The 22,311-nt window shown below is 36.1% G+C and carries 13 protein-coding genes and 1 pseudogene; 11 read left to right on the top strand and 3 right to left on the bottom strand.

Annotated elements, in window-relative coordinates; genetic code table 11:
- The first annotated feature begins 48 nt into the window (after positions 1-48).
- The 4 genes from K5S59_RS18760 to K5S59_RS18745 all read left to right on the top strand — a co-directional run bounded on the left by K5S59_RS18760 (position 49) and on the right by K5S59_RS18745 (position 5,672).
- Entirely contained in the window at positions 49-2,721 is a 2,673-nt protein-coding gene (locus tag K5S59_RS18760) for a hypothetical protein (RefSeq protein ID WP_229143272.1), read from the top strand.
- 16 nt (positions 2,722-2,737) lie between these two features.
- Entirely contained in the window at positions 2,738-4,414 is a 1,677-nt protein-coding gene (locus K5S59_RS18755; RefSeq protein ID WP_001992913.1) for a site-specific integrase, read from the top strand.
- Positions 4,407-5,096 (top strand): hypothetical protein, encoded by a 690-nt coding sequence (locus tag K5S59_RS18750; RefSeq protein WP_000169479.1) that lies wholly within the window; start codon positions 4,407-4,409, stop codon positions 5,094-5,096. Before K5S59_RS18755 ends, K5S59_RS18750 begins: the two co-directional genes overlap by 8 nt.
- An 87-nt stretch (positions 5,097-5,183) precedes the next feature.
- Positions 5,184-5,672: a DinB family protein gene (locus K5S59_RS18745; RefSeq protein WP_001006488.1), complete on the top strand. Its 489-nt coding sequence runs from the start codon at positions 5,184-5,186 to the stop codon at positions 5,670-5,672.
- Between the two features lie 43 nt (positions 5,673-5,715).
- On the opposite strand, the gene K5S59_RS18740 is transcribed toward K5S59_RS18745, so the two are convergent.
- Entirely contained in the window at positions 5,716-5,922 is a 207-nt protein-coding gene (locus K5S59_RS18740) for a hypothetical protein (protein ID WP_000461332.1), read from the bottom strand.
- 313 nt (positions 5,923-6,235) lie between these two features.
- Positions 6,236-7,015: pseudogene (dhaS, locus tag K5S59_RS18735) on the bottom strand (aldehyde dehydrogenase DhaS); the annotation flags it as partial.
- A 272-nt stretch (positions 7,016-7,287) separates the two neighbouring features.
- Between dhaS and K5S59_RS18730 the strand changes: the two are divergent.
- From K5S59_RS18730 to K5S59_RS18705, 6 genes are all read left to right on the top strand, one after another.
- Positions 7,288-7,566 carry a YhdT family protein gene (locus K5S59_RS18730; protein ID WP_120450678.1) on the top strand — a complete coding sequence of 93 codons (279 nt, stop codon included), beginning with the start codon at positions 7,288-7,290 and terminating at the stop codon, positions 7,564-7,566.
- Between the two features lie 3 nt (positions 7,567-7,569).
- The gene (panF, locus tag K5S59_RS18725; RefSeq protein ID WP_120450677.1) at positions 7,570-9,009 is read left to right on the top strand and encodes a sodium/pantothenate symporter; all 1,440 of its coding nucleotides are present in this window, start codon (positions 7,570-7,572) and stop codon (positions 9,007-9,009) included.
- 117 nt (positions 9,010-9,126) lie between these two features.
- A complete protein-coding gene (locus tag K5S59_RS18720) occupies positions 9,127-10,059 on the top strand; it encodes a nucleoside hydrolase (protein ID WP_000756434.1) in 933 nt (310 codons plus the stop codon).
- 117 nt (positions 10,060-10,176) lie between these two features.
- Positions 10,177-11,286 (top strand): serine hydrolase, encoded by a 1,110-nt coding sequence (locus tag K5S59_RS18715; RefSeq protein ID WP_098048265.1) that lies wholly within the window; start codon positions 10,177-10,179, stop codon positions 11,284-11,286.
- A 192-nt stretch (positions 11,287-11,478) separates the two neighbouring features.
- A complete protein-coding gene (gene argH, locus K5S59_RS18710) occupies positions 11,479-12,987 on the top strand; it encodes an argininosuccinate lyase (RefSeq protein WP_120450675.1) in 1,509 nt (502 codons plus the stop codon).
- Positions 12,988-13,053: 66 nt separating this feature from the next.
- On the top strand, positions 13,054-13,887 hold the full coding sequence (locus K5S59_RS18705) for a GNAT family N-acetyltransferase (protein WP_120450673.1): 834 nt from the start codon (positions 13,054-13,056) through the stop codon (positions 13,885-13,887).
- A gap of 35 nt (positions 13,888-13,922) precedes the next feature.
- Here the strand turns inward: K5S59_RS18705 and K5S59_RS18700 are convergent, their stop codons facing one another.
- Positions 13,923-14,672, bottom strand: a complete 750-nt coding sequence (locus tag K5S59_RS18700; protein ID WP_048543960.1) for a (S)-benzoin forming benzil reductase — start codon at positions 14,670-14,672, stop codon at positions 13,923-13,925.
- A 117-nt stretch (positions 14,673-14,789) separates the two neighbouring features.
- Here K5S59_RS18700 and K5S59_RS18695 point away from each other — a divergent pair, with 117 nt between their 5' ends.
- Positions 14,790-22,262 (top strand): DUF7507 domain-containing protein, encoded by a 7,473-nt coding sequence (locus K5S59_RS18695; RefSeq protein ID WP_120450671.1) that lies wholly within the window; start codon positions 14,790-14,792, stop codon positions 22,260-22,262.
- Positions 22,263-22,311 lie beyond the last annotated feature (49 nt).

The raw sequence follows: 22,311 nt of genomic DNA, 5'->3' as shown, positions 1-22,311 counted from the left end.
AAATCAGAAGTCATTAAATGCGGAAAATATGGGAAAATTTCAAAGCATATGGGCGGTTTTAAACATTGGCTTAAAGAAGGACACCTTAGTACAAAAGAAGGGCGAGGAAGTAATGGGAAACCGTCAACATTTTTTAACGTAAATGAATTAGATAATTTGATGACAAAAATAGAAGAAATGGAAGAGAAATATCTAACTGAAAAAGAAGCTGTATATAGTTTTGGTATCAAAGAAACGGTTACAGGAAATAGTGTTGCGGGTCGAAAGAGAATAGGTGAAATTATTGCTCTTTGTGATGTTGAAAAAATTGATTATAGATATTACGAAAATGGCTTCAATAAAGCTTTTTTATATGTGGATAAGGAGCAACTACTTCACTTTTTTGATACTCATATAAAAAACGATGAATTGGCGGAAAAATATAACATAAGTCATTTGCAATTTGACATTGTAGATAGACAGAACGACCTCAAAAGAATACGTTTTACTAAGATGATGTGGTTTTATCGTATAGAGGACGTTAAATATTTTGAGATGTTTAATACGAATCTAGATGACTATTATACATTAGAGGAAATATACAATATTCTTGGGATAAAAAAACATACACTTCTATCAATTGCTAAAGAAGAGGGTATAAAACCAGTTAAATTGAGTTCTAAGAAGGTGTATTACTCAAAGAAAGCTATTAAAGGCATTACTGAAAATGTGAAGGAAAGTAAGGAAAAGTATTGTCTTGCAAGTGAAATCAATAATATTTGCGGTGTAGATATTCGACAACCTACGGCTGTTTTTACACCAATAAAAACAAATGCTATTATACGATATGCTTTTGGGACATCAGCAGAATTTGTATTTCGCTTGGAAGAAGTACAAGAATACAAAGATAAAATTGATATGCAAGACAAAATAAAAAGAATACTTTCGGAAAAAACACCAGTAGAAGCATTTGAAGAATGGCTGATTTTAAAAGAAATTTCTTTTTCAAAAAATAGTCGATATACAGAGCAAGAATGGTATTCATACTGCAAAGAGAAGTTCGTGTTGTCTGAAAGAAATGAGAGAGGTATAAGGAATTTATTGAGAGATTACGTTGATTGTACGGAATATTTATCAAACTTGACAATAGAAAAAGAATTGTATTCGTTGACTTCAAATGAAATCAATCTCAAATTGTTCAATCCTTCAATAGGCGTGAAAAAGCAAGGTTTTTTATACGCTTTTTTAAGAGAATTTCATTCGAGAGTGACTATATATTTAAATAAAAAAGAAGCACGAAAAAAAACATTTGATATAAACAGAATTACTAATCCTTATCAGTATGAGGTAGAAGAAAAACCAAAAGAAGTATATGAGTATGAAGAGTACATAAAAGTATATGATTATGTCCAAAAAGAGGAACATAAACATAAAGCTATTTTAGATGCGGAGAAGATAATCGCAGATAAGGATAAAAAAGAAATATTCTATTACGGTTCTGCTTGGCTCTATGTGTTGATTCACTTAGGTAATGCCTGGAGACACGGAGATGTAATGGATATTGCGATGGTTGATTTCGAATCGATTGGAATTAATTCTCTAGAAATATTAAAATCAAGAGATTTAACAAAGGAAGAAGCGAATGCAGTTATCAATCAAATTAAACGAAAAGATTTGACAGTAAACAAAACTGGAGCAACTAATCGTTTCAATTGTCCAGATGATTTAGCTGTTTCACTTGCGACTGCAATTATTATTTGTTCAATCATTGCTAAAAAGCGGACAAGCCTTGTAATTAGCTCAAATTCTAATGAAACGAGAATCATAGATTTTGGCACACAAGATGATAGTAGTTTTGGTAAAAAAGCTCATAATGCTTTCTTCGAAAATTTTGAAATAGACGGATTTCAATTTCAAAGCCGACAAATGAATCGTACAGTATTAGTGTTGATATATATGGTTCTAGTGAAGAAAGGGAAAGGTAGTGCAGCTTTAGAAATGGCTCAACGACTACGAGCACATGAAAATTTCGAAACTACCAACATTTATCTTGTAATTCCACAAGATGAATTGGATGAATTAAGTGAGGGTTTGTTTAATAGAAAAAACTTTGGTTATATCCCTGATTTGATGGCTGAAATTCTGATTGGAGATACAGAAGATAGAAATCAAAGAACCCAAGAAATATTAGCTTTAAGTGCAACATTTGGTGGGATTCATAAACTCGAAGCAACATCTGGATTTATTAATAAAACGTTAGCGGAGAGACAAAAAGTGGCTGATCAAATTTTCAATATGGGATTGGATGAAGTTACAGATTTAATGTTTGATTTGCAAGTTAATTCTCTACCGAGCAATGAAGAGAATTTCCAATGCCTTGTTTCTCCAAATTGTCAAAAGCCACATTTAGATTCTTGTAAAGACTGTCCATTCGCTATTCCAAACTTTTATGCAGTTTCTTCTCTCGTAGAAGGTTTTAAAACGTCCATTTTTGAGTTTGTTAAAGATTTTGACCCAAATACCTTTGACGGTGAAAAAACTCGTCTTATGAACGTGTTATATAAAGATTTAGACCATGTAGAACGTGCGATGCAAAAGTTTGGGGAAGAGGAAGTATTTCATTTCTTCGAAAGAGGAAAAGAAGAATATAACGAATTAGTAGATTTGATTGGGGAAGTACAAACAAAAACGGGTGAAGATTTTGAAGCGTACCTAACATACAATCCAATTTATTTATCGTAGTTTAGGGGGAACTAGTATGTCCGTAACGGATACAGTAAAAGAAATAGAACTTGATATAGATGTTTTCTCTGATGAAGGATTCGATATAAAACAGAGTGTTATTGAAGCTAAGGGGATTGTACAAAAACTTGTAGAAGAAAATCGTTGGCTTCGGGGTGAATTTGAAGAGGATTACTGGGAAGTTAATAAAGTTTTATATGTTGAAAATTATAACGGTTATGACTTCAGTAAGTTTGATTACTCGCATTTTAATCGTAAATTGCCAAAAGAGTTTAAAGAAATCGTTAAATGTTGGATTGTCAATCTTATTGATCAATACAAAGAAATAGCGGTTCATTGTCTAATTCATTTAAATAAGGGATTCGAAGTGACTAAAGGCTTCAAAAAAACCGAAATAAAAGCTTTAGTTGATTATATTGAATATGGGGAACTAAGTCATAATTATAAACGAGAAATGATTAATTCATTGTGTAATTTCTTTGATTATGCTGATCTAGAGATTGGCGATGATTATCTTCCTGTTCTTGTAGAACTAAAAAATAAAATACCCCAACATCAAAGTAATATAAGAGAATTGCCACCTTCACAGTATGTACTATCGTTTTCTTATTATCTAGAAAAGCATTTTGAAACATTGTTGGAAAGCTTTGTGGATAAGGAAAACTTCGATAAAGAATTACTCATGGTGTATCCACTTGCAATATGGTGGAGATTAACAACAATTATTCCAATGCGTGCTTCGGAGTTTTGTTTGATAGAACGAGATTGCTTAAGTGTAGATAAAGATAAATATTATTTACACTTGCCGAGAACTAAGCAGAATTCAAAGAGAGTACAAATTATGGATAAAGTAGCAATAGACGAAGAAATGTATAAAATGATTGGTCATTATATTGATTTAACGAATCAGTATGGTAAAACAGATACTTTAATCTCATATCTTTCGATTATGAGTGTGAAAGACAGTGTTCGTGGGTACATTCAAAAGAATACAAAACAATTTAACAGAAGAAATTTGGAAACATTAATTCCTAGATTTTATAGAACGATAGAACAAGTATATGATTTTAAAGTAGAACAAGAATATCACCTTCGACCGAATGATACTAGGCACATCGCATTCATGTCTTTGATGATGCAAGGATATAGTCCTGTTGAGGTTGCACGATTAGGAGGACATAAAACAATTCAAACGCAATTACATTACAGTAATCATAAAGAGTACTGGGTAGATTGCGAAGTATTTAAGCTAATGAAAAAAGTGAAAAATACTAGTCTCTCAACTAAATCAGTGGGAATTACCCCCGATGAAGTAAAAATGAAAGTGTATGAAAGCGAAGGAACGTATAAACAAAAAATGAAAATAGGATTTTGCAAGGATCAAGAACAAAAATGTGAATCGAAACGTTGTTATTTCTGTTCGTACTGGGGAATTTCACCCGAAGAGTATTTGGAAAAGAAAGAAACAATTCAAAAAGAAATACTTGAAATGAGAAATAACGTAAGTGAAATGACAACAGCCTTACAAAACCTAAATAAACAATTTCTACAAGACGAATTATCAAGAAGAAATCCAGAGTTGTTAACAAAGATAAAAACAAAAGCAAACGCTATACAGGGCGATATATACAAAATGGCATTACTAGGTTCTAAGTTAGAAGATATGGATGGAGGGAGAATGTTACATGACTAAAACAGTGGGGCGTAAACCAAAGTTTTCTGTTGAAGAAGTGAGAAAAGTAATCTTGATGTTTAGAGAGAATGTACAGCCTATGGGGAGAATTGGTTATACAGATATTTACCGCTATGCGAATGAATTGTTCGAGAAAGGAATCATATTAAACTCAACCTCTATTGCCTTTTGGAGAAAAGAAAATCGAATGGGTCGAATTGAAGTAGACAAAGCAAATGAAGTATTCAGTGAAGCTGTAACTGTTTCCAAGGGAAAAGAAGTAAAAGTACCCAATGTAGTTGATTTGGTCGATAAAAGATATAAAGACAAAGACGACCTATTAAAGCATTTACTTTTCATGGAAAAACAGTTTCGTGAGTCACTAGATAGAGAAAAAGAATTACAGAAAGACTTATCCAACCTGCAAGAAAGCCACGATAAGGTGAAAGATGATCTAAAAAAGGCAAATATAAGCATAGAAAAACTACAAGGTGTGGTATATAGGCTGTATAGAACGTTAATGGGGCATTCTAACGAAGAAGTGGATAAAAATGTGGACTATGCCATGAAAACGGCGTTTAAGGAGCCTATGGCTTTCCTAGAGGGTTTTAAAGAGAAGGAAGAGGTACAAGAAGGGCCGAAGGTTCTTCCGATTGATAAGAAGCCAGTAAAGTCTTCCTTTGCAAGTAAGTTTCGAAAATAGTTTTTAAGTTAATTAACGAACGTGTATTCTTGTAATTTTCTGTATATTTGTTATTATTAATCTATAAGAACAAAGGGGGGTAATTTTGTGAATGAGGTCGAATTAATTCTTTTGAATTTAGAAGAAACGAGACGTAGAAGTATTAAAGTATGGAAAGCTATTCCTGAACACATGTTAAACTGGAAGCCAGATGATGAAGCCTTTACATGTGCAGAAATGATTAGACATGTTTTGGAATCAGAGTATTATTATTATCAAATCATCCAAAATCATGGAAATTCACAAAATCTTGATGAATCATATTCTTTAAGAGAGTTTACAAATCTTGAAGCGGAAATCGAATTTTCGTTATCTTATCGAGAAACATTCTTAAACTTTATCCAATCTCTAACGAAGGATGATTTAGTAAACATTCTAATAGATCGATCCGATTTAAGTGGTAAAGGGGTTACAGGTTATATTCGACCGCTAGGAGATTTTTTAATGCGAATAGCTTATCATGAGGCGGTACATACTGGACAACTATTAGATTATATGCGAAATATGGGGATAGAACGTCCTAATATATGGGATTGATGTGTAATAACATAAAAAAGAATCAAAGCGCCTTCGAAGAGTTTCATTCGGAGGTTTTTTGATTTCGATCTTTGTAGCCTAATTCTCGTTTGAGTCTATCTGTTTTTTCTTGGAGGACTTTTAGTTTTGCTTCGAACTCTGCTTGTTCTTGTTTTCGTTGTTCACGTCTCATTTTTACATAGTCTGCAATAGGAATTGTTTTAAGTTCTTCTATCTCGTCTTGTTCTTCATTTTCTTTTTCTTCAAACATAAAAGTCCCTCCTAGTAAAAAATGTCTCAGTGTTAATGCAGGACTCCACCCAGTAACAGTATATGCGTTACCAGTAAAGAGTTTCCTAACAAAATGCAGGATGCACCCATAATAGTATATGCGGAGCATCTCAACGAAATACAGGATGCCCAGTCCAATAATAGTATATGTGTATTTGTACTTAAAAGTGAGTTAAAAATAGGGGTTTTAGAAGGAGTTAATAAATCATTTTGACCAGTAGGTGGTGGTCAAAATACGAATAACCTATGGGGCACAAGGAGTTTATAATAATGACCACATAAAAACGTACCTATAAATTTTCAGATGCTTGTCGCATAATTTGTTTACCGACTGGAGTAGAGCCAGTAAATGCAATTTTATCAACGAGTGGATGATTAACAAGAGCTTGTCCAGCTGATTCACCGAATCCAGGAACGATATTAATAACACCTTTCGGGAATCCAGCTTCTTCAATTAATTCAGCTAAGTATAGAGCGGATAGTGGAGTTTGTTCTGCAGGTTTTAAAACGATTGTACATCCTGTAGCAAGCGCTGCTCCCATTTTCCACATTGCCATAAGAAGTGGAAAGTTCCAAGGAATAATTTGACCGACGACACCAACAGCCTCATGGCGTGTATAGTTAAAGTAATTACCGGAAACAGGAATTGTTTGACCAACGATTTTCGTAGCCCAGCCAGCATAATAGCGCATATGTTCAATTGCAAGTGGTATGTCTGCTGCCATTGTTTCACGGATTGGCTTTCCGTTATCTAACGTTTCGAGCTGTGCAAGCTCTTCTTTATGTTCTTCCATTAAATCAGCTAACTTGTACATAAGGCGGCTTCGCTCAGCAGTGCTCATGCGAGACCAAGGACCTTCGTCGAAAGCCATGCGAGCTGCAACGACAGCTTTATGAATATCTTCTCGACCAGCCTCAGAAACGACGGCAAGTGTTTCGCCGGTTGCTGGGTTAGGTGTTTTAAATGTTTTCCCGGAAGCGCTTTCGATGAAAGATCCATTCACATATAACTTTTTTGTACCTTGAAGAAACTTTTCTACCTTTTCATGAAGATTTACAGCTAGTTGACTCATTGTATAACCCCCTTGAAAATATAATGTAAACGCAGTACGAGACGGCGTTTATTCCGAAATCAAGGATGTGGGAACTAGATGGAAAGCCTCTAATTTTAATCATAATTAACAAATACTGAAAATTCAAATTTCATTTGTGTTACAATTGTAAAAAATATGTAATGTAAGAGAAACTTCTATATGATTATAAAAAATCCTGCTTGTTTTTGCTTTCTAGTAGGAAAAACTAGAAGAACAATGGTACAATAATACATCGTGAGAGGAGGGAGAAAATGAAGAATTATCATGATGATCCACGCTTTCGAATTGCCCATAGAGAAGCGTTAATTGGTCTTGGACTTGCTATTATCAATTTTATAATATGGTACGGATTTGCTTATGGGCTTGGTAGTAAAAATCCAAGTGAATATACATATGTACTCGGTTTTCCAGCATGGTTTTTTTATAGCTGTATCGTTGGATTTATCGTTATGGTTATTTTACTTAGTTTAGTTGTTCGTTTTGTATTTCAAGATATTTCACTCGATGAGGAAGAAAAAAGTGAGGAATAATAGATGAATTGGTATGTAATCATTCCAATGATAATTTCGTTTATCGTTGTATTTTTAATTGGTGTATATGCTTCAAGACGCGTACAAGCGACTGCTAATAAAAAATTTTTACAAGAATATTTTCTTGGTGGGCGTGAACTTGGCGGTTTATTATTAGCGATGACAATGATTGCTACGTACGGTAGTGCTAGTAGCTTTATTGGTGGTCCAGGTATTGCGTACAATATGGGCCTCGGATGGGTATTATTATCTGCGATTCAAGTTGTAACAGGGTATATCGTTTTAACGGTTATCGGTAAAAAGTTTGCAATTATCGCTAGGAAGATGGAAGCCATTACTCTTATCGATTATTTAAAGGGAAGATACAATAATAAAGCGGTTGTTATACTTTCTGCGTTATGTATTATTATCTTCTTATTTTCAGCAACAGTAGCTCAATGGGTCGGCGGTGGCCGATTAATTGAATCACTAACGGGTCTATCTTATACAACAGCACTATTTTTATTTACTTTTTCTGTACTTGTGTACGTATTAATTGGTGGATTTCGTGCAGTTGCTTTATCAGATACGTTATTAGGAATCATTATGTTAGTTGGAACGACAATCATTTTAATTGCTACTGTCATTGCTGGTGGTGGAATTGAAAAGATTATGCAGGAACTTGTTCAAATCAATCCGAATTTAATTACACCGTTCGGAGCGGATGGTAGTTTAACGAAATCATACGTGACATCATTTTGGATTTTAATCGGAATTGGTGTTGTTGGCTTACCGCAAATTAGTGTGCGTGCCATGTCTTATAAAAATTCAAAAGCTATGCATCAAGCGTTAATAATTGGAACGGTTGTTGTGGGTACAATTATGATTGGTATGCATTTAACAGGTGTATTTGCACGAGTCGTACTTCCGGGGATAACGGTACCTGATAAAGTCATGCCGCTACTCGCGATGGAAGTGTTGCCACCTTGGTTAGCTGGTGTTTTCTTAGCTGCGCCAATGGCAGCAATTATGTCTACAGTAAACTCGTTATTGTTACTTGTAAGTTCATCAATTATTAAAGACATATACGTAAATTACATAAATAAAGAAGCGGCAGATAGTACGATCAGAAAAGGAAGTTTGTGGATTACTGGTATTGTAGGACTGCTCGTTTATGCAGCAGCAATTAAACCACCAGATTTTTTAATATGGTTAAATTTATTTTCTTTCGGTGGATTAGAAGCAGCATTCATTTGGCCGATCGTATTAGGGTTATATTGGAGAAAAGGGAATGCAACAGGAGCGCTTGCCTCTATTTTAGTTGGGGTAGGTTCATATATGTGTATTCATCTTTTCTATCCAAATCCGTTCGGTATACATACAGTCGTCTTCCCAATTTGTTTTGCGTTTATCGCTTATATCATTGGAAGTATGAGTGCTGTGAAGAAAAACAGTATAGGTTAGAGGAAGAACGTAGTCCTTATAGGACTGCGTTTTTTCGTATAAATTTGTTCTTTTTTATTCTGTATACCTATTGCGATTCATAAATTAATAACAATTGAGGGGATGGAGTTGAGGTCGATGAAAAAAGTATTATTTTTGGGAGACCCGGGAATTGATGACTCTTTAGCCATCATGTATGGAATTATGCATCCTGATATTGATATTGTTGGTGTTGTAACGGGATACGGAAATGTGACGCAAGAAAAGGCGACAAGTAATGCAGCATATTTGCTGCAAATGGCAGGGCGGGAAGATATACCTGTTATTAATGGTGCGAAAATTCCTTTATCCGGAGATGTTACAACGTATTATCCAGAAATTCATGGGGCAGACGGTTTAGGGCCAATTAAACCTCCAAAAGCTTTTTCGCCAAATATAAAACCTTTTTGTGCTTTTTTTGATATTCTTGAAAAGTATAAAGGAGAATTAATCATTGTTGATGCTGGTAGGTCAACGACACTAGCAACAGCATTTATTTTAGAAAAGCCGATGATGAAGTATGTGAAAGAATATTATATAATGGGTGGTGCTTTTTTAATGCCCGGCAATGTGACACCAGTCGCAGAGGCGAATTTTCATGGTGATCCGATTGCGTCACAATTAGTTATGCAAAATGCCAAGAATTTGACATTAGTGCCACTTAACGTTACATCTGAAGCAATTATTACGCCAGAAATGGTGAAATATATTACGAAACACTCTAAAACGAATTTTAATAAATTAATTGAACCAATATTTACGTATTATTATAAAGCGTATAAAAAGTTAAATCCGAAAATAACAGGTAGCCCAGTACATGATGTTGTTACAATGATGGTTGCGGCGAATCCGTCTATTTTGGATTATGTGTACCGTCGTGTCGATGTAGATACAGTGGGGATTGCAAAGGGAGAAAGTATTGCTGATTTCCGTCCACAACCTGATGCAAAATCCTTAAAGAATTGGGTGCGAATTGGTTGGTCATTGCACTATAAAAAATTTCTCGAAGACTTCGTGAAAATTATGACGTAGACATAATAGGAGAATACAAGTTAAAATAATGGAGATGATTACTAAAATAATCATCTCCATTATTTTGTTTGAAAGAGATAGATAGAGAAGAGTTATACAATAGGAGAGGAATTTTACTTGAAAAAAACTATAGTATGCGCAGTGATTGTGGGTATTTTCGTTTTGCTAATATCGGGTAATTTTTTAGTGAAAAAAGTGTGGAGTTCAAATAATGATGATGCACAGTATATCGCATCCTTTATTGAAGAACATAAAGATGAAAAAAATAGTGCGCTTCTCGTGAAGAGAAACGATAAAGTTGTTTATTCTGTAAATCCAAATGTTGTATTGCCAGTTGCTAGTACGATGAAGTTAATTGTGGCGCTTGAATATACGAAACAAGTTACGGAAGGGAAAATTGATCCGTCTAGTTTCATTTCTATTAATGATATAAATCGTTATTATGTGCCGAATACAGATGGCGGTGCACAAGATAGATGGCAAAGGTATTTGCAAAAGACAGACAAGATAACAGAAGGGGCAGTTTCTTTAGAAGAAGTGGCAAAAGGAATGGTTAAGTTTAGTTCGAATGCGAATGCTGAATATTTAATGGAAGTGTTAGGGTTAGATAATATTAATCGAAATTTACAAAGTTTATCCCTTCCAGCACATCAGCCGCTATTTCCGATTGTTTCATCTTTATACATCCCTGGATATTTGCATAAAGAATTACATGTTCCGAAATATAAAATAGAGAAAAAATTAAAAGAAATGTCTCAAGAGCAATATCGTGAATATGCGATGATTATTCATGAGCGCTTAAAAAAGAAGGGACCATTATTACAGAAGGACATACCTCTTTATTTAGAGGAACGTTACGATAAAATTTGGTCAGATCGATTACCAGCAGCTTCTGCAAACGATTATATGGTACTGCTTCAAAAGGCAAATCATAAAGGTGGCCTAACAGACGCAGAAGAAAAAGTGTGGGCTAATATCGTTGAAACGGATATGAGTGCTAAAAAATATCGTAAAACATTTAGACATGCAGGGCAAAAGAATGGTTATACGCCATGGACAGTTACAAAAGCAGTTTATGCGATGGATAAACGTGGGAACTGTACAGAAATAGTGTTTTTAGCCAATAATTTAAATGAGGACGACAGTGCAGAAATACGGAAACATTTAGCAAACTTACATTTCCAAGTGTTGCAAAGTGATAAGTATGATGCGACTTTTATTAAGTAAACTCGGTGCAGAGAGCATCGAGTTTATTTTTATCCCGCTTTAATGGGCAGTAAGACCCCCGCCTCAAAATTCAGCGAAAGCAAAGGGATGAAGAAAACCCCCACTGATTAAAGTTTCACTTTATGTACAAGCACTTTTTTCCTATCTCTGGGTATGATGGGTAGTAATACTTAGGTGAGAGGGGAAAAGGTGATGAAACAAAGTAAAGAAGAGTTTATAAAGAGTGAAGGCGCTGATTTCCCTGGAAAAACATATGTAGATTGCGTATTACAACATGTATTTCATTTTCAGCGAAATTACTTATTGAAAGATATGTTTCAAGTGCATAAAGCGCATATCACGATGCTGACTGAAGAAAATTTAATGAAAAAGGAAGAAGCTAAAGTTATACTACACGCATTAAAAAAGGTAGAGGGAATTCCAGAAGAGCAATTGCTATATACAGAGCAGCATGAAGATCTCTTTTTTTTAGTGGAACATTTAATTTCTCAAGAAGCGAAATGCGATTTTGTAAGCAATATGCATATTGGTAGAAGTAGAAATGATATGGGTGTAACGATGTATCGCATGAGTTTAAGGCGATATGTACTACGATTAATGGAACATCATTTGTTATTGCAAGAAAGTATACTGCAACTTGCTGCTGATCATAAAGAAACGATTATGCCAGCTTATACACATACACAACCAGCACAGCCAACAACATTTGGGCATTATACGTTAGCGATTTATGATACGATGCAGAGAGATTTAGAACGAATGAAACGAACGTACAAACTTTTAAATCAATCCCCGATGGGAGCTGCGGCTCTTTCTACAACAAGTTTCCCAATTAAACGAGAGCGAGTTGCCTATTTACTTGGATTTACAAATGTAATTGAGAATTCATATGATGCTGTTGCTGGAGCGGATTATTTATTAGAAGTTAGCTCGTTACTTATGGTAATGATGACGAATACGAGTAGATGGATTCATGACTTCTTACTATTAGCGACGAAAGAATACGATGGTATTACTGTTGCAAAGCCATATGTACAAATAAGTAGCATTATGCCGCAAAAGCGAAACCCAGTTTCCATTGAACACGCCCGTGCGATTACGAGTAGTGCTTTAGGGGAAGTATTTACAGTATTTCAAATGATTCATAATACACCATTTGGTGATATTGTTGATACGGAAGATGATTTGCAGCCGTATTTATATAAAGGGATTGAAAAGACCATTCGTGTTTTTTGTATTATGAATGCAGTGATTCGAACGATGAAAGTAGAAGAAGAAACGTTGAAGAGTCGTTCTTATAAACATGCAATTACGATAACTGATTTCGCAGATGTTTTAACAAAAAACTATAGCATTCCATTTCGGCATGCACATCATGCAGCAAGTGCGATTGCGAATATGTCATTGGAGCAGAAAAAGGAGTTACATGAATTAAATTTCAAAGACATAAATGTATACTTACAAGAAAATTTGAAAGTGAATTTATTAGAAAAAGAGTGGAATGAAATTATATCGCCAGAAGCATTTATTCAAAAAAGAAATGTATACGGTGGACCGAGTAAAAAAGAAATGGAGCGTATGATTAAAAATCGAAAAGAGTCATTTCAAAAAGAAGAAGAGGTATTTGAAAAAGAAAAACAGAGAATTTTACAGGCGGAAAAAGATTTGAATACGTTAGCTTCGAATATTATTGAATCGTAAAAGAGGGATTTAGTGAATTAATCGCCAATACTTAATGAAACTATAAATAGAGAGAAGAGATTGTCGATGATTCAATTACATGTATATGAAGAGATTCTTACTTTTAAAAAAGAGGTTACGCCATTTTTAGAAAAGAATGAGCAGGAAAACAATCTCATATTAGGCGTATTACAAATGGTCCAACAACCGATATTTATGGGGGTAGCAAAACAAGAGGAAGAAATAGCAGTTGTATTTCTTCAAACAGAAGAAAAGAAACAAATCATTGTTGCAACGACTGAAATGAAGAAAGAGGACATCGTGGAACTTGCAAAAAAATTAGAGAAAGTATATCCAAATGTTCCCGGATTGATCGGTAATAAGAAAATTGTACAGAGATTAGCGGAAGAGATTGCAGTGTTAGAAAATAAAAAAACTACTGTTGCAATGGAGCAAGGTATATTTGAATTAAAACAAGTGAAGAAAAAGTGGAACGGAGATGGAGTATTTCGAGAAGTAAGTAGTGATGAGCTAACATTAATAGAACAGTGGATTTATCAATTCTGCGAAGATGTGAATCTGCCTACTACGAAAGAAGAAGCGAAACAAACCGCTCATACATTTATTACGAACCGTCATCTATTTGGTTTAGAAGTAGACGGGAAGCTTGTTTCTGTAGCTGCAAAAACGAGACCAACTACAAATAATATAACAGTTAATTTCGTATATACACCGAAAGAAGCGCGGAAAAAAGGGTACGCATCTAGTTGTGTCGCTGCACTTAGTCAACGTATGTTAGACGAAGGTTATAACACAACGACTTTATATACGGATCTGGCAAATCCAACATCAAATAAAATTTATCAAGAGATTGGTTATGAGAAGATAATGGAGTCTGTACTTATATTTTTAGAGAAATAAAATGAAAAGGCACGCTATTAGAGCGTGCCTTTTTGTTATTCATCAATTCGAATGACTTCACCTTGCGGGAAATTCTCAGTTTCTAGTAAGCTACGAATTGCTTTCGCAACGTATTCAGGTGACAGTAGTTTTCCTTCTTCTTTTAGTGCGATGAAGCGGTCTAAATTTATGAAGTCTTCTTTATTTGTTTCACGAATTTGCGCTTGCATACTTGTATCAACAACACCAGGTGCAAAAGCGACGATTTTTACTGGATATTCTTTTTCTGCTTCTTCGGTTGCTACGCACTGTGTAAACATATTTACACCAGCTTTCGTTGTACAATAAGCGCCCCATCCAAAATAAGGATTTTTTCCTGCACCAGATGAAATGTTTATAACACGTTTATCTACTTTCCAGTCTTTCGTATATCTCATGAAAGTAGAGGTAAGAATCATCGGTGCAAGTAAATTAATTTGAACGTTTGTAATGAAAAGCTCGCTCTCAGCTTTTTCTATTGGTTTCATGGGTGCGAGCGTACCTGCGTTATTAATTAAATGAATAGATGATACAGTATCTTCTTGAATGGATGAAATGATTTCGTTAAAGTTAGTTTCTAATTTATGTACATCTTGAAGATCTAAGGAATGAAAAATGCAATGACTGTTATATTGTTCTGCGAGTTTAGTAAGCTCTTTATTTTCTCTTCTAGAAATAGAGATGACGGTTGTATTTTCTTCTAATAATTGTGTGGCGATTGCCTCACCTAAACCTTGTGAAGTTCCTGTTATGATAACGTAGCGCATAGTGTAGTAAACTCCTCTCCATATATGTGGAATTTTGTTGGACAACGTACATTGTATAGTTTGTCTACATTTTATAGTATAGAGCACTTTTTACTATAATTGAAATGAGATGATTGTGTGCCTTTTATGAATCGCTTTACAACAACAGTAACTGGTGCCGTCACGTTCACTGGGAACACGTTAGGACTAAGTCCTACATCGCCTGCACCAAATAATAACTTCGGTACGATTGATGTATTTACAACGGTAAATACATCGCTCCAAGTACCTGGATTCCCAGGAGGAACGACGAATGACTGGCCATTAAATTCTTCAAGTGCAATTTTGAATCTTCCGGCAGGGAGTAGTATTTTATACGCAGAACTAGTATGGGCCGGCACATACCGGACCGATACAGAGGATGTTTCAGCTTTTTTAAATGATAACATTACATTTACAACACCGGCAGGAACGTTTTCTGTTACACCAGATCCTGCAACTGCGCAGCAAGGTTCAGTAGGGAACCAGTTTTATTATGCGCGCTCTGCCAATGTAACGAATCTTGTTAGTGCAGGTGGGGCAGGAACTTATACTACAGGTGCAGTGCCAGCTGCAAGAACTTCATTTGATCCAACTATTAGTCGTTCGGCTGGTTGGACACTTGAGGTTGTGTATCAAAATGCTAGTTTGCCACTTCGGAATTTATCAGTTTATGCAGGTCAAGAAATTATCGATGCTTCATCACCACCAGTGGATGCTACTATTTCAGGATTTGCTACTCCAGCCACAGGAGCTGTAACAGGACGGGTGCTTGTAACTGCTCAAGAAGGTGATTCTAACATTGTTGGAGATCAACTTCGCTTTGGGCCGAATGCGAATGCTACAGTTGCTTTATTCGGACCGAGAAATCCCGCAAATAATTTCTTTCAGTCACAAATTTGTAATGATAGTGGGAATTTAGATACAACTGGCACCTTTGGAAATTTGAATCAGCCGTTAGGGATAGCTTTAGCCGTCCGAAGACAAGGATGGGATATTACGAATGTAGATGCCTCGTCATCATTAGTAAATAATCAAACGTCAGCGACTGTTCGCTTCGTTACAAATGGAGATGGATATGCTGCAGCTGGTTTTGGTGTTCAAATTGATGCGACAGGGCCAATTATAAATCCTGTTAAATCTGTTGATAAAACCGTTGCAGCAGTAGGTGATATTCTTACCTATACGATTACTGTTCCGAATACAGGGACAGGAAGTGCAGAAAACGTTGTATTACAAGATAGTATTCCGAATGGAACTACGTTCATAGCAGGTAGTGTTACAGTAGGTGGAGTAACTCAGCCGAGCGCCAATCCAGCTAGTGGAATTAATTTAGGAACGATACCGAATAATGCTCAAAGAGTTGTCACGTTTCAAGTGAGAGTTACGTCATTCCCGAATCCGAATCCAATTTCAAATCGTGCGATGGTGTCATACCAATTCCGTCCTTTTGTTGGAAGTCCTCCTATCACAAGTACAGCTTCTTCAAATACAGTACAGACGACGGTAAATCGCGCAAATGTAAGTTTACAAAAATCTGTAGATCTACAGACGGCAACAATTAATGATGTATTAACGTACACAGTGAATGTCACGAACGATGGGAATGTCGCTGCAAATAATGTTATTTTTGTTGATAGTATACCTGCTGGAACAACGTTTGTTACGAATAGTGTTACGGTAAATGGAGTATCACGACCAGGAGCGAACCCAGCAAGTAGTATTAATATAGGAAGTATTAATGCTTCGCAAACGACTGTAGTGCGTTTTCAAGTTCGAGTAACATCTATTTCACTTGTCAATCCAATTCCGAACCGTGCGAGTGCAACATTTAATTTTACTCCAGTACCTGGTCAACAACCAATTTCAGGACAGGCGACAAGTAACACTGTATTTACTACAATTAATGTAGCCGATATAAGAACGAGAAAAACAGTAGATAGAGCTTTTGCGACAGTTAATGACGTTCTTACGTATACCGTTACAATTGAAAATATAGGGAATGTACTGGCAACGAATATTATTTTTCAAGATCCAATCCCAATTGGAACGACTTTTATAGCAAATAGTGTAACTGTAGACGGGGTTTCACAACCTGGAGCAAATCCTTCGACTGGGTTTACAGTAGCAAATATTTCTCCAGGCGGAAGTAGGACGGTTACATTTCAAGTCCGGGTGACATCTACGCCATCAGGAGGTACGATTGCGAATCGCGGAAATGTATCTGCTAATTTCGTTGTTATTCCGAATCAGCCACCGATAACGATTAATAGACAAACGAATACAGTTGTGACACAAGTGAATACAGGTGGTTTAAATGTAATAAAAGAAGTGAATACAACGCAAGCAGCGGTAGGGGACACTTTAACGTACACGATTGCCGTCCAAAATACAGGAAACGTTCCGTTAACAAATGTATTTTTCCAAGACCCTATTCCTTCTGCTGTTTCATTTGTTGCAAATTCTGTAACAATTAATGGAATACCGCAAAGTGGACTAAATCCGAACTCGGGATTTTCTCTTCCAAATATTCCGCCAGCTCAGACGGTTGTAGTCACATTTGAAGTATTAATTGTACAGGACCCAGAAAATGAAGATATTTTAAATCGTGCAAATGTAACAGCAAGTTTTCAAGTGAATCCTAGTGAACCACCAGTAACAATTAATGTTCCAAGTAATCTTGTAAATACAACGGTGCAATCAGGGAACTTTGAAGTTGTGAAAGCAGTGAATACTGATGTTGCAACGGTAGGGGATGTTTTAGTATATACAATTGAAATCATAAATGCAGGTAGTGTACCAACTACAAATGTATTTTTCCAAGATTCAATTCCACAAGGGACATTATTTATTGAAAACAGTGTATTTGTTAATGGTGTTTTACAAGAAGGGGCAGATCCAGAACTTGGATTTTCATTAAATAATTTGCCTACTGGCGCGAGTGTAATTGTTACGTTTGAAGTATTAATTGATGAAATTCCCCAAGGAAATAATGTCGTAAATAATGCGAATGTAACTGGAGATTTTCTTGTAAATCCAACAGAGCCACCGATTACTATAACAGTACCAAGTAATACTGTTATGACAGTGGTGAATTCTTCAGGGTTAAATGTAATGAAGAGTGTAAGCGCTACTGAAGCAGGAGTAGGAGATACGTTAACATATACAGTTCGTATACAAAATAGTGGAACGGTAGCAGCGACAAATGTATCATTTCTTGATCCAATTCCATTTGGAACAACGTTTGTAGCAAATAGTGTAACAATAAACGGGATATCTCAACCCGCTTTAAACCCAACAACTGGATTTCCACTTGCTAATATTCCAGTAGGAGGGATGGTAACAGTTACTTTTCAAGTGACGATCACGAGTGTACCACCAAATAGAGTTCTTCCGAATAATGCGAATGTAACTGCGGATTTCCAAGTAAGTCCTCTCCAGCCACCAGTTACAATTGTAACGATTAGTAACATTGTTGTGACGCGAGTGAATGTGGGATCACTTAATGTAATGAAGAGTGTAAATACACCACAAGCAGGAGTAGGAGATACGTTAACGTATACGATTCTTATTCAAAATACAGGAACTGTTCCTGCAACGAATATTATTTTTCAAGATCCAATTCCGTCGGGTACTGCGTTTGTAGCAAATAGTGTGACGATAAATGGAGTTGTTCAACAAGGCGCGAATCCTATGGCTGGTTTCCCAGTACCAAATATTCCGGTCGGACAAACGGCTACGATTACGTTCCAAGTTACAGTGACAAGTGTTCCGAGCGGTGGAAATATAAGAAACCAATCGAACGTTACTGCAAGTTTTCTTATAAATCCTGCAAACCCTCCAATAACGACTGTTACGAATAGTAACTTTGTAGTGACACAAGTAAATACAGCTCGATTAAATATACAAAAATCTTCATCTGTACAACAAGCTGCACTTGGAGAAACTTACACGTATTCCGTAGTCATTAGAAATAATGGAACGGTAACAGCGACGAATGTTTCCTTCATTGATCCAATTGCTCCAGAAACAACATTTGTAGCAAATAGTGTAACGATAAATGGAACGCCTCAACCTGGATTTGATCCAAATATAGGTTTTACGCTTCCTAATATCGCTGCTGGAACAGCACTGACTGTAACATTCCAAGTAACAGTAGTTGCACCATCCACGCGCGGAGCCGTACTAAACACGGCATCTGCTACAGCCACTTTTTTATTAAATCCTTTACAGCCCCCTGTAACAACGACAAATTCAAGTAATACGACAGTAGTTACGATACCGTTACCGCCTCCTGGTGAAGTAACAGCAACAAAAACAGTAAATGTTGCCGCTGGTGCTGTTGGAGATGTATTAACTTATACAGTGTTAATAACAAATGTAGGAATTATCCCTGTTACAGATGTGCTCTTCCAAGATGTCATTCCAGAAGGGACGACGTTTGTAGAAGATAGTGTAACGATAGGTAGGATACAGCAATCTGGTTTAAATCCAGAAATAGGCTTTACAGTTAGTCCATTATTAAATGCTGGAGCGAGTATTTCTGTGACGTTCCAAGTGACGATTACGGAAATTCCAGATAATGAAGTTATATTAAATGATGCTGACGTTACATTTACTTCACAACCAAATCCGCAGGAACCACCGATTACGGAAACGATATTAACGAATTTAGTCGTTACGACGATTAATATAGCTTCGATTTTCCCATTAAAACTAGTAGATAAAGAAGTAGCCACTGTAGGAGAAATATTAACGTATGATGTATTGATTTTTAACTTTGGAACAGTGGCAGCGACGAATGTTGAATTTATCGATACTACTTCCACGGGTGTAGCATTTGTACCGGGAAGTGTGAGCATCAACGGGGTGCCGGCACCAGGATTAGATCCTTTCATTGGTTTTACAGTTCCAAATATCCCTGTAGATGATTTTGTACTTGTCGCATATCAGGAAGTGGTTACGAGCATACCTGAGGGTGGAACGATTGTTAACTTTGTAGACGTTACAGCTACATTTGCTGTAAGTGAAACAGAGCCGCCTATTACAGAAACAACGACAAGTAATACGACATTAACAGAAATTAATGAACCTGGTTTAAATGTTTTAAAATCAGTAAGTCAGCCGGTTGTTGCAGTAGGCGATACAATCACATATACAACAGTAGTTCAAAATACAGGTACAGTGGTAGCGACAAATGTTCAATATAGTGATGTATTACCGTCCTCGATCACATTTGTACCAGATAGTGTAACGATAGATGGTGTGCTACAACCAGGATTCAATCCTAATAATGGATTCCCGCTTCCAAATATAAACCCAGGGGGAAGTGTAGAAGTCACATTCCAAGTAACAGTTGTCAGTGTTCCATCAAACGGAACGATTGCTAATACGGCGAATGTTACGGGAAGCTTTATATTAGTACCAGGAGAACCACCAGTTATAGTGAATCAGCCAAGTAACACAACACTTACAACAGTAAATAGAGGACGATTTACAGTTATTAAACAAGTAAATAGGGCTGCTACTCTTGTTGGAGATGTATTAACGTATACGGTTCAAATAACGAATACAGGAACAGTAACAGCGAATGATGTTCAGTTTATTGATACGATTTCAGCAGGAGCGTCATTTGTACCGAATAGTGTAACTGTAAATGGAGTTTCTCAACCAAACTTAAATCCGATTACTGGCTTTGGAGTTGGAGATATACTAATTGGTGAAACGGTTATAGTGACGTTTCAAGCGACAGTTACAAACATCCCATCATCAGGAACAATCACGAATGTTGCAAATATAACAGGAAGTTTTACTTTAGTGCCAGGAGAGCCACCAGTTGTAGTAACTGAACCGAGTAATACGACAATCACAAGGGTAAATAGAGGTAGATTTAATGTTATTAAATCAGCAAATAAAGAAGCAACACGGTTAGGAGATACGTTAACTTATAGTGTGCAAGTTACAAATACGGGAACGGTAACAGCGACAAATGTTCAGTTTATCGATGTTCCATCAACTAGTTTAGAATTCATTCCTGGAAGTGTACAGATAAATGGGATTCCGCAAGTAGGTTTAGATCCTTTTGTAGGTTTTTCATTACCGGATCTTGCAGTAGGGGATAGCGTATTAATTACATTTGAAGTAAATGTAATCGCAGTTCCACCTTCTAATAGTATTATGAATTCATCGAGTGTAACGGGTGATTTTGAATTGATTCCAGGAGAACCTCCGTTTACAATTACGAATACAAGTAATACGACAGTCACACCAGTAAATAGAGGTAGTTTAGATATGCTGAAAGAAGTAGATCATCCAATTGTTGGAGTAGGAGAAACAGTAACGTATACTGTTCGTATATTAAATACCGGTACTGCTGATGCGATGAATGTTGAATTTATAGATGTGTTATCTCAAGAAGCTGATTTCGTCGCAAATAGTGTAACGATAAATGGAGTTCCGCAGCCGGGGTTAAATCCGCAGGTTGGATTTACGATACCAGATATTCCGGTCGGTGAGACTGCATTTGTAACGTATGAAGCTACGATTACAAGTTTTCCGGATGGGGGTACAGTAGTCAACGTTGCTGGGGCATTAGCAGAGTATATTTTAGTACCAGGAGAGCCGCCAGTTACAGTAATGGACACGAGTAATACAGTTATTGTAACGGTAAATACTGCAATTTTATTTGTTGCAAAAGGAGCGGATTTTGAAGTAGCAATGGTAGGAGATGTTGTCACTTACGGAATTGCTGTTATTAATGATAGTACAGTTCCTGTGACGAATATTGTTTTAACAGATATCATTGATCCGAATACGTTATTTATAAATGGCACAGTAACAGTAAATGATGTACCTTTTCCATTTGCTAATCCGAATACTGGTATTCCCTTAGGTGATTTTCAGCCAAATGATGCAGCAATTATTAATTTCCAAGTTGTAATAACAGGGGGACAAATAAATAATTTAGTTACAAATACTGCTACAGCGAATGGGTTTGCAACTGTGAATCCAAATGAACCGCCTGTAGTAGTTGAAGGCGATAGTAATACAGTTGTTATCCCGTTTATTCCTCAAAATGTCTCAACGACAGTCGTAAAAACGGCGGATCATCAAACAGCAACAATTGGAGATGTTATTACATTTACGACAGTTATTACAAATACAGGGGATACAGCGATACAAAATATTCGTTTTCAAGATATGTTAGATAGTAGTGTTCGATTTGTCCTTGGAAGTGTAACGGTTGATAATACGCCAGTGTCAAATGTAAACCCAGTATCAGGATTTCTTATAGGAAGTTTAAATCCAGGGGAAGCACGGACAGTTTCGTTCCAAGTAGTAGTTCAGAGCGCGCCAAGTGGTTCAGGGAATTATATTAATCAAGCGAGTATCCGTTTCGAACATCAAGTAGGAACAGTATTGCCACCTGTTACACAAATAATAGAAAGTAATATTGTTGTCATACCGTTCGTCCCAACAATTGAACAAATTTGTGAAACAAACTTTAATTGCTTAGATATAATTCCATTTCAATGTTCTCCGTGTAATCAGTTGCACGAACATAAAAAATAAAACAAAAAGAGCATCCTAAAAGAATAGGATGCTCTTTTTATGTGTATTG

It is taken from the genome of Bacillus sp. BML-BC051 (genome assembly GCF_019656175.1).
In the GTDB taxonomy this organism is placed as follows: domain Bacteria; phylum Bacillota; class Bacilli; order Bacillales; family Bacillaceae_G; genus Bacillus_A; species Bacillus_A mobilis.
This window is presented reverse-complemented; position numbering and strand designations above follow the sequence as displayed.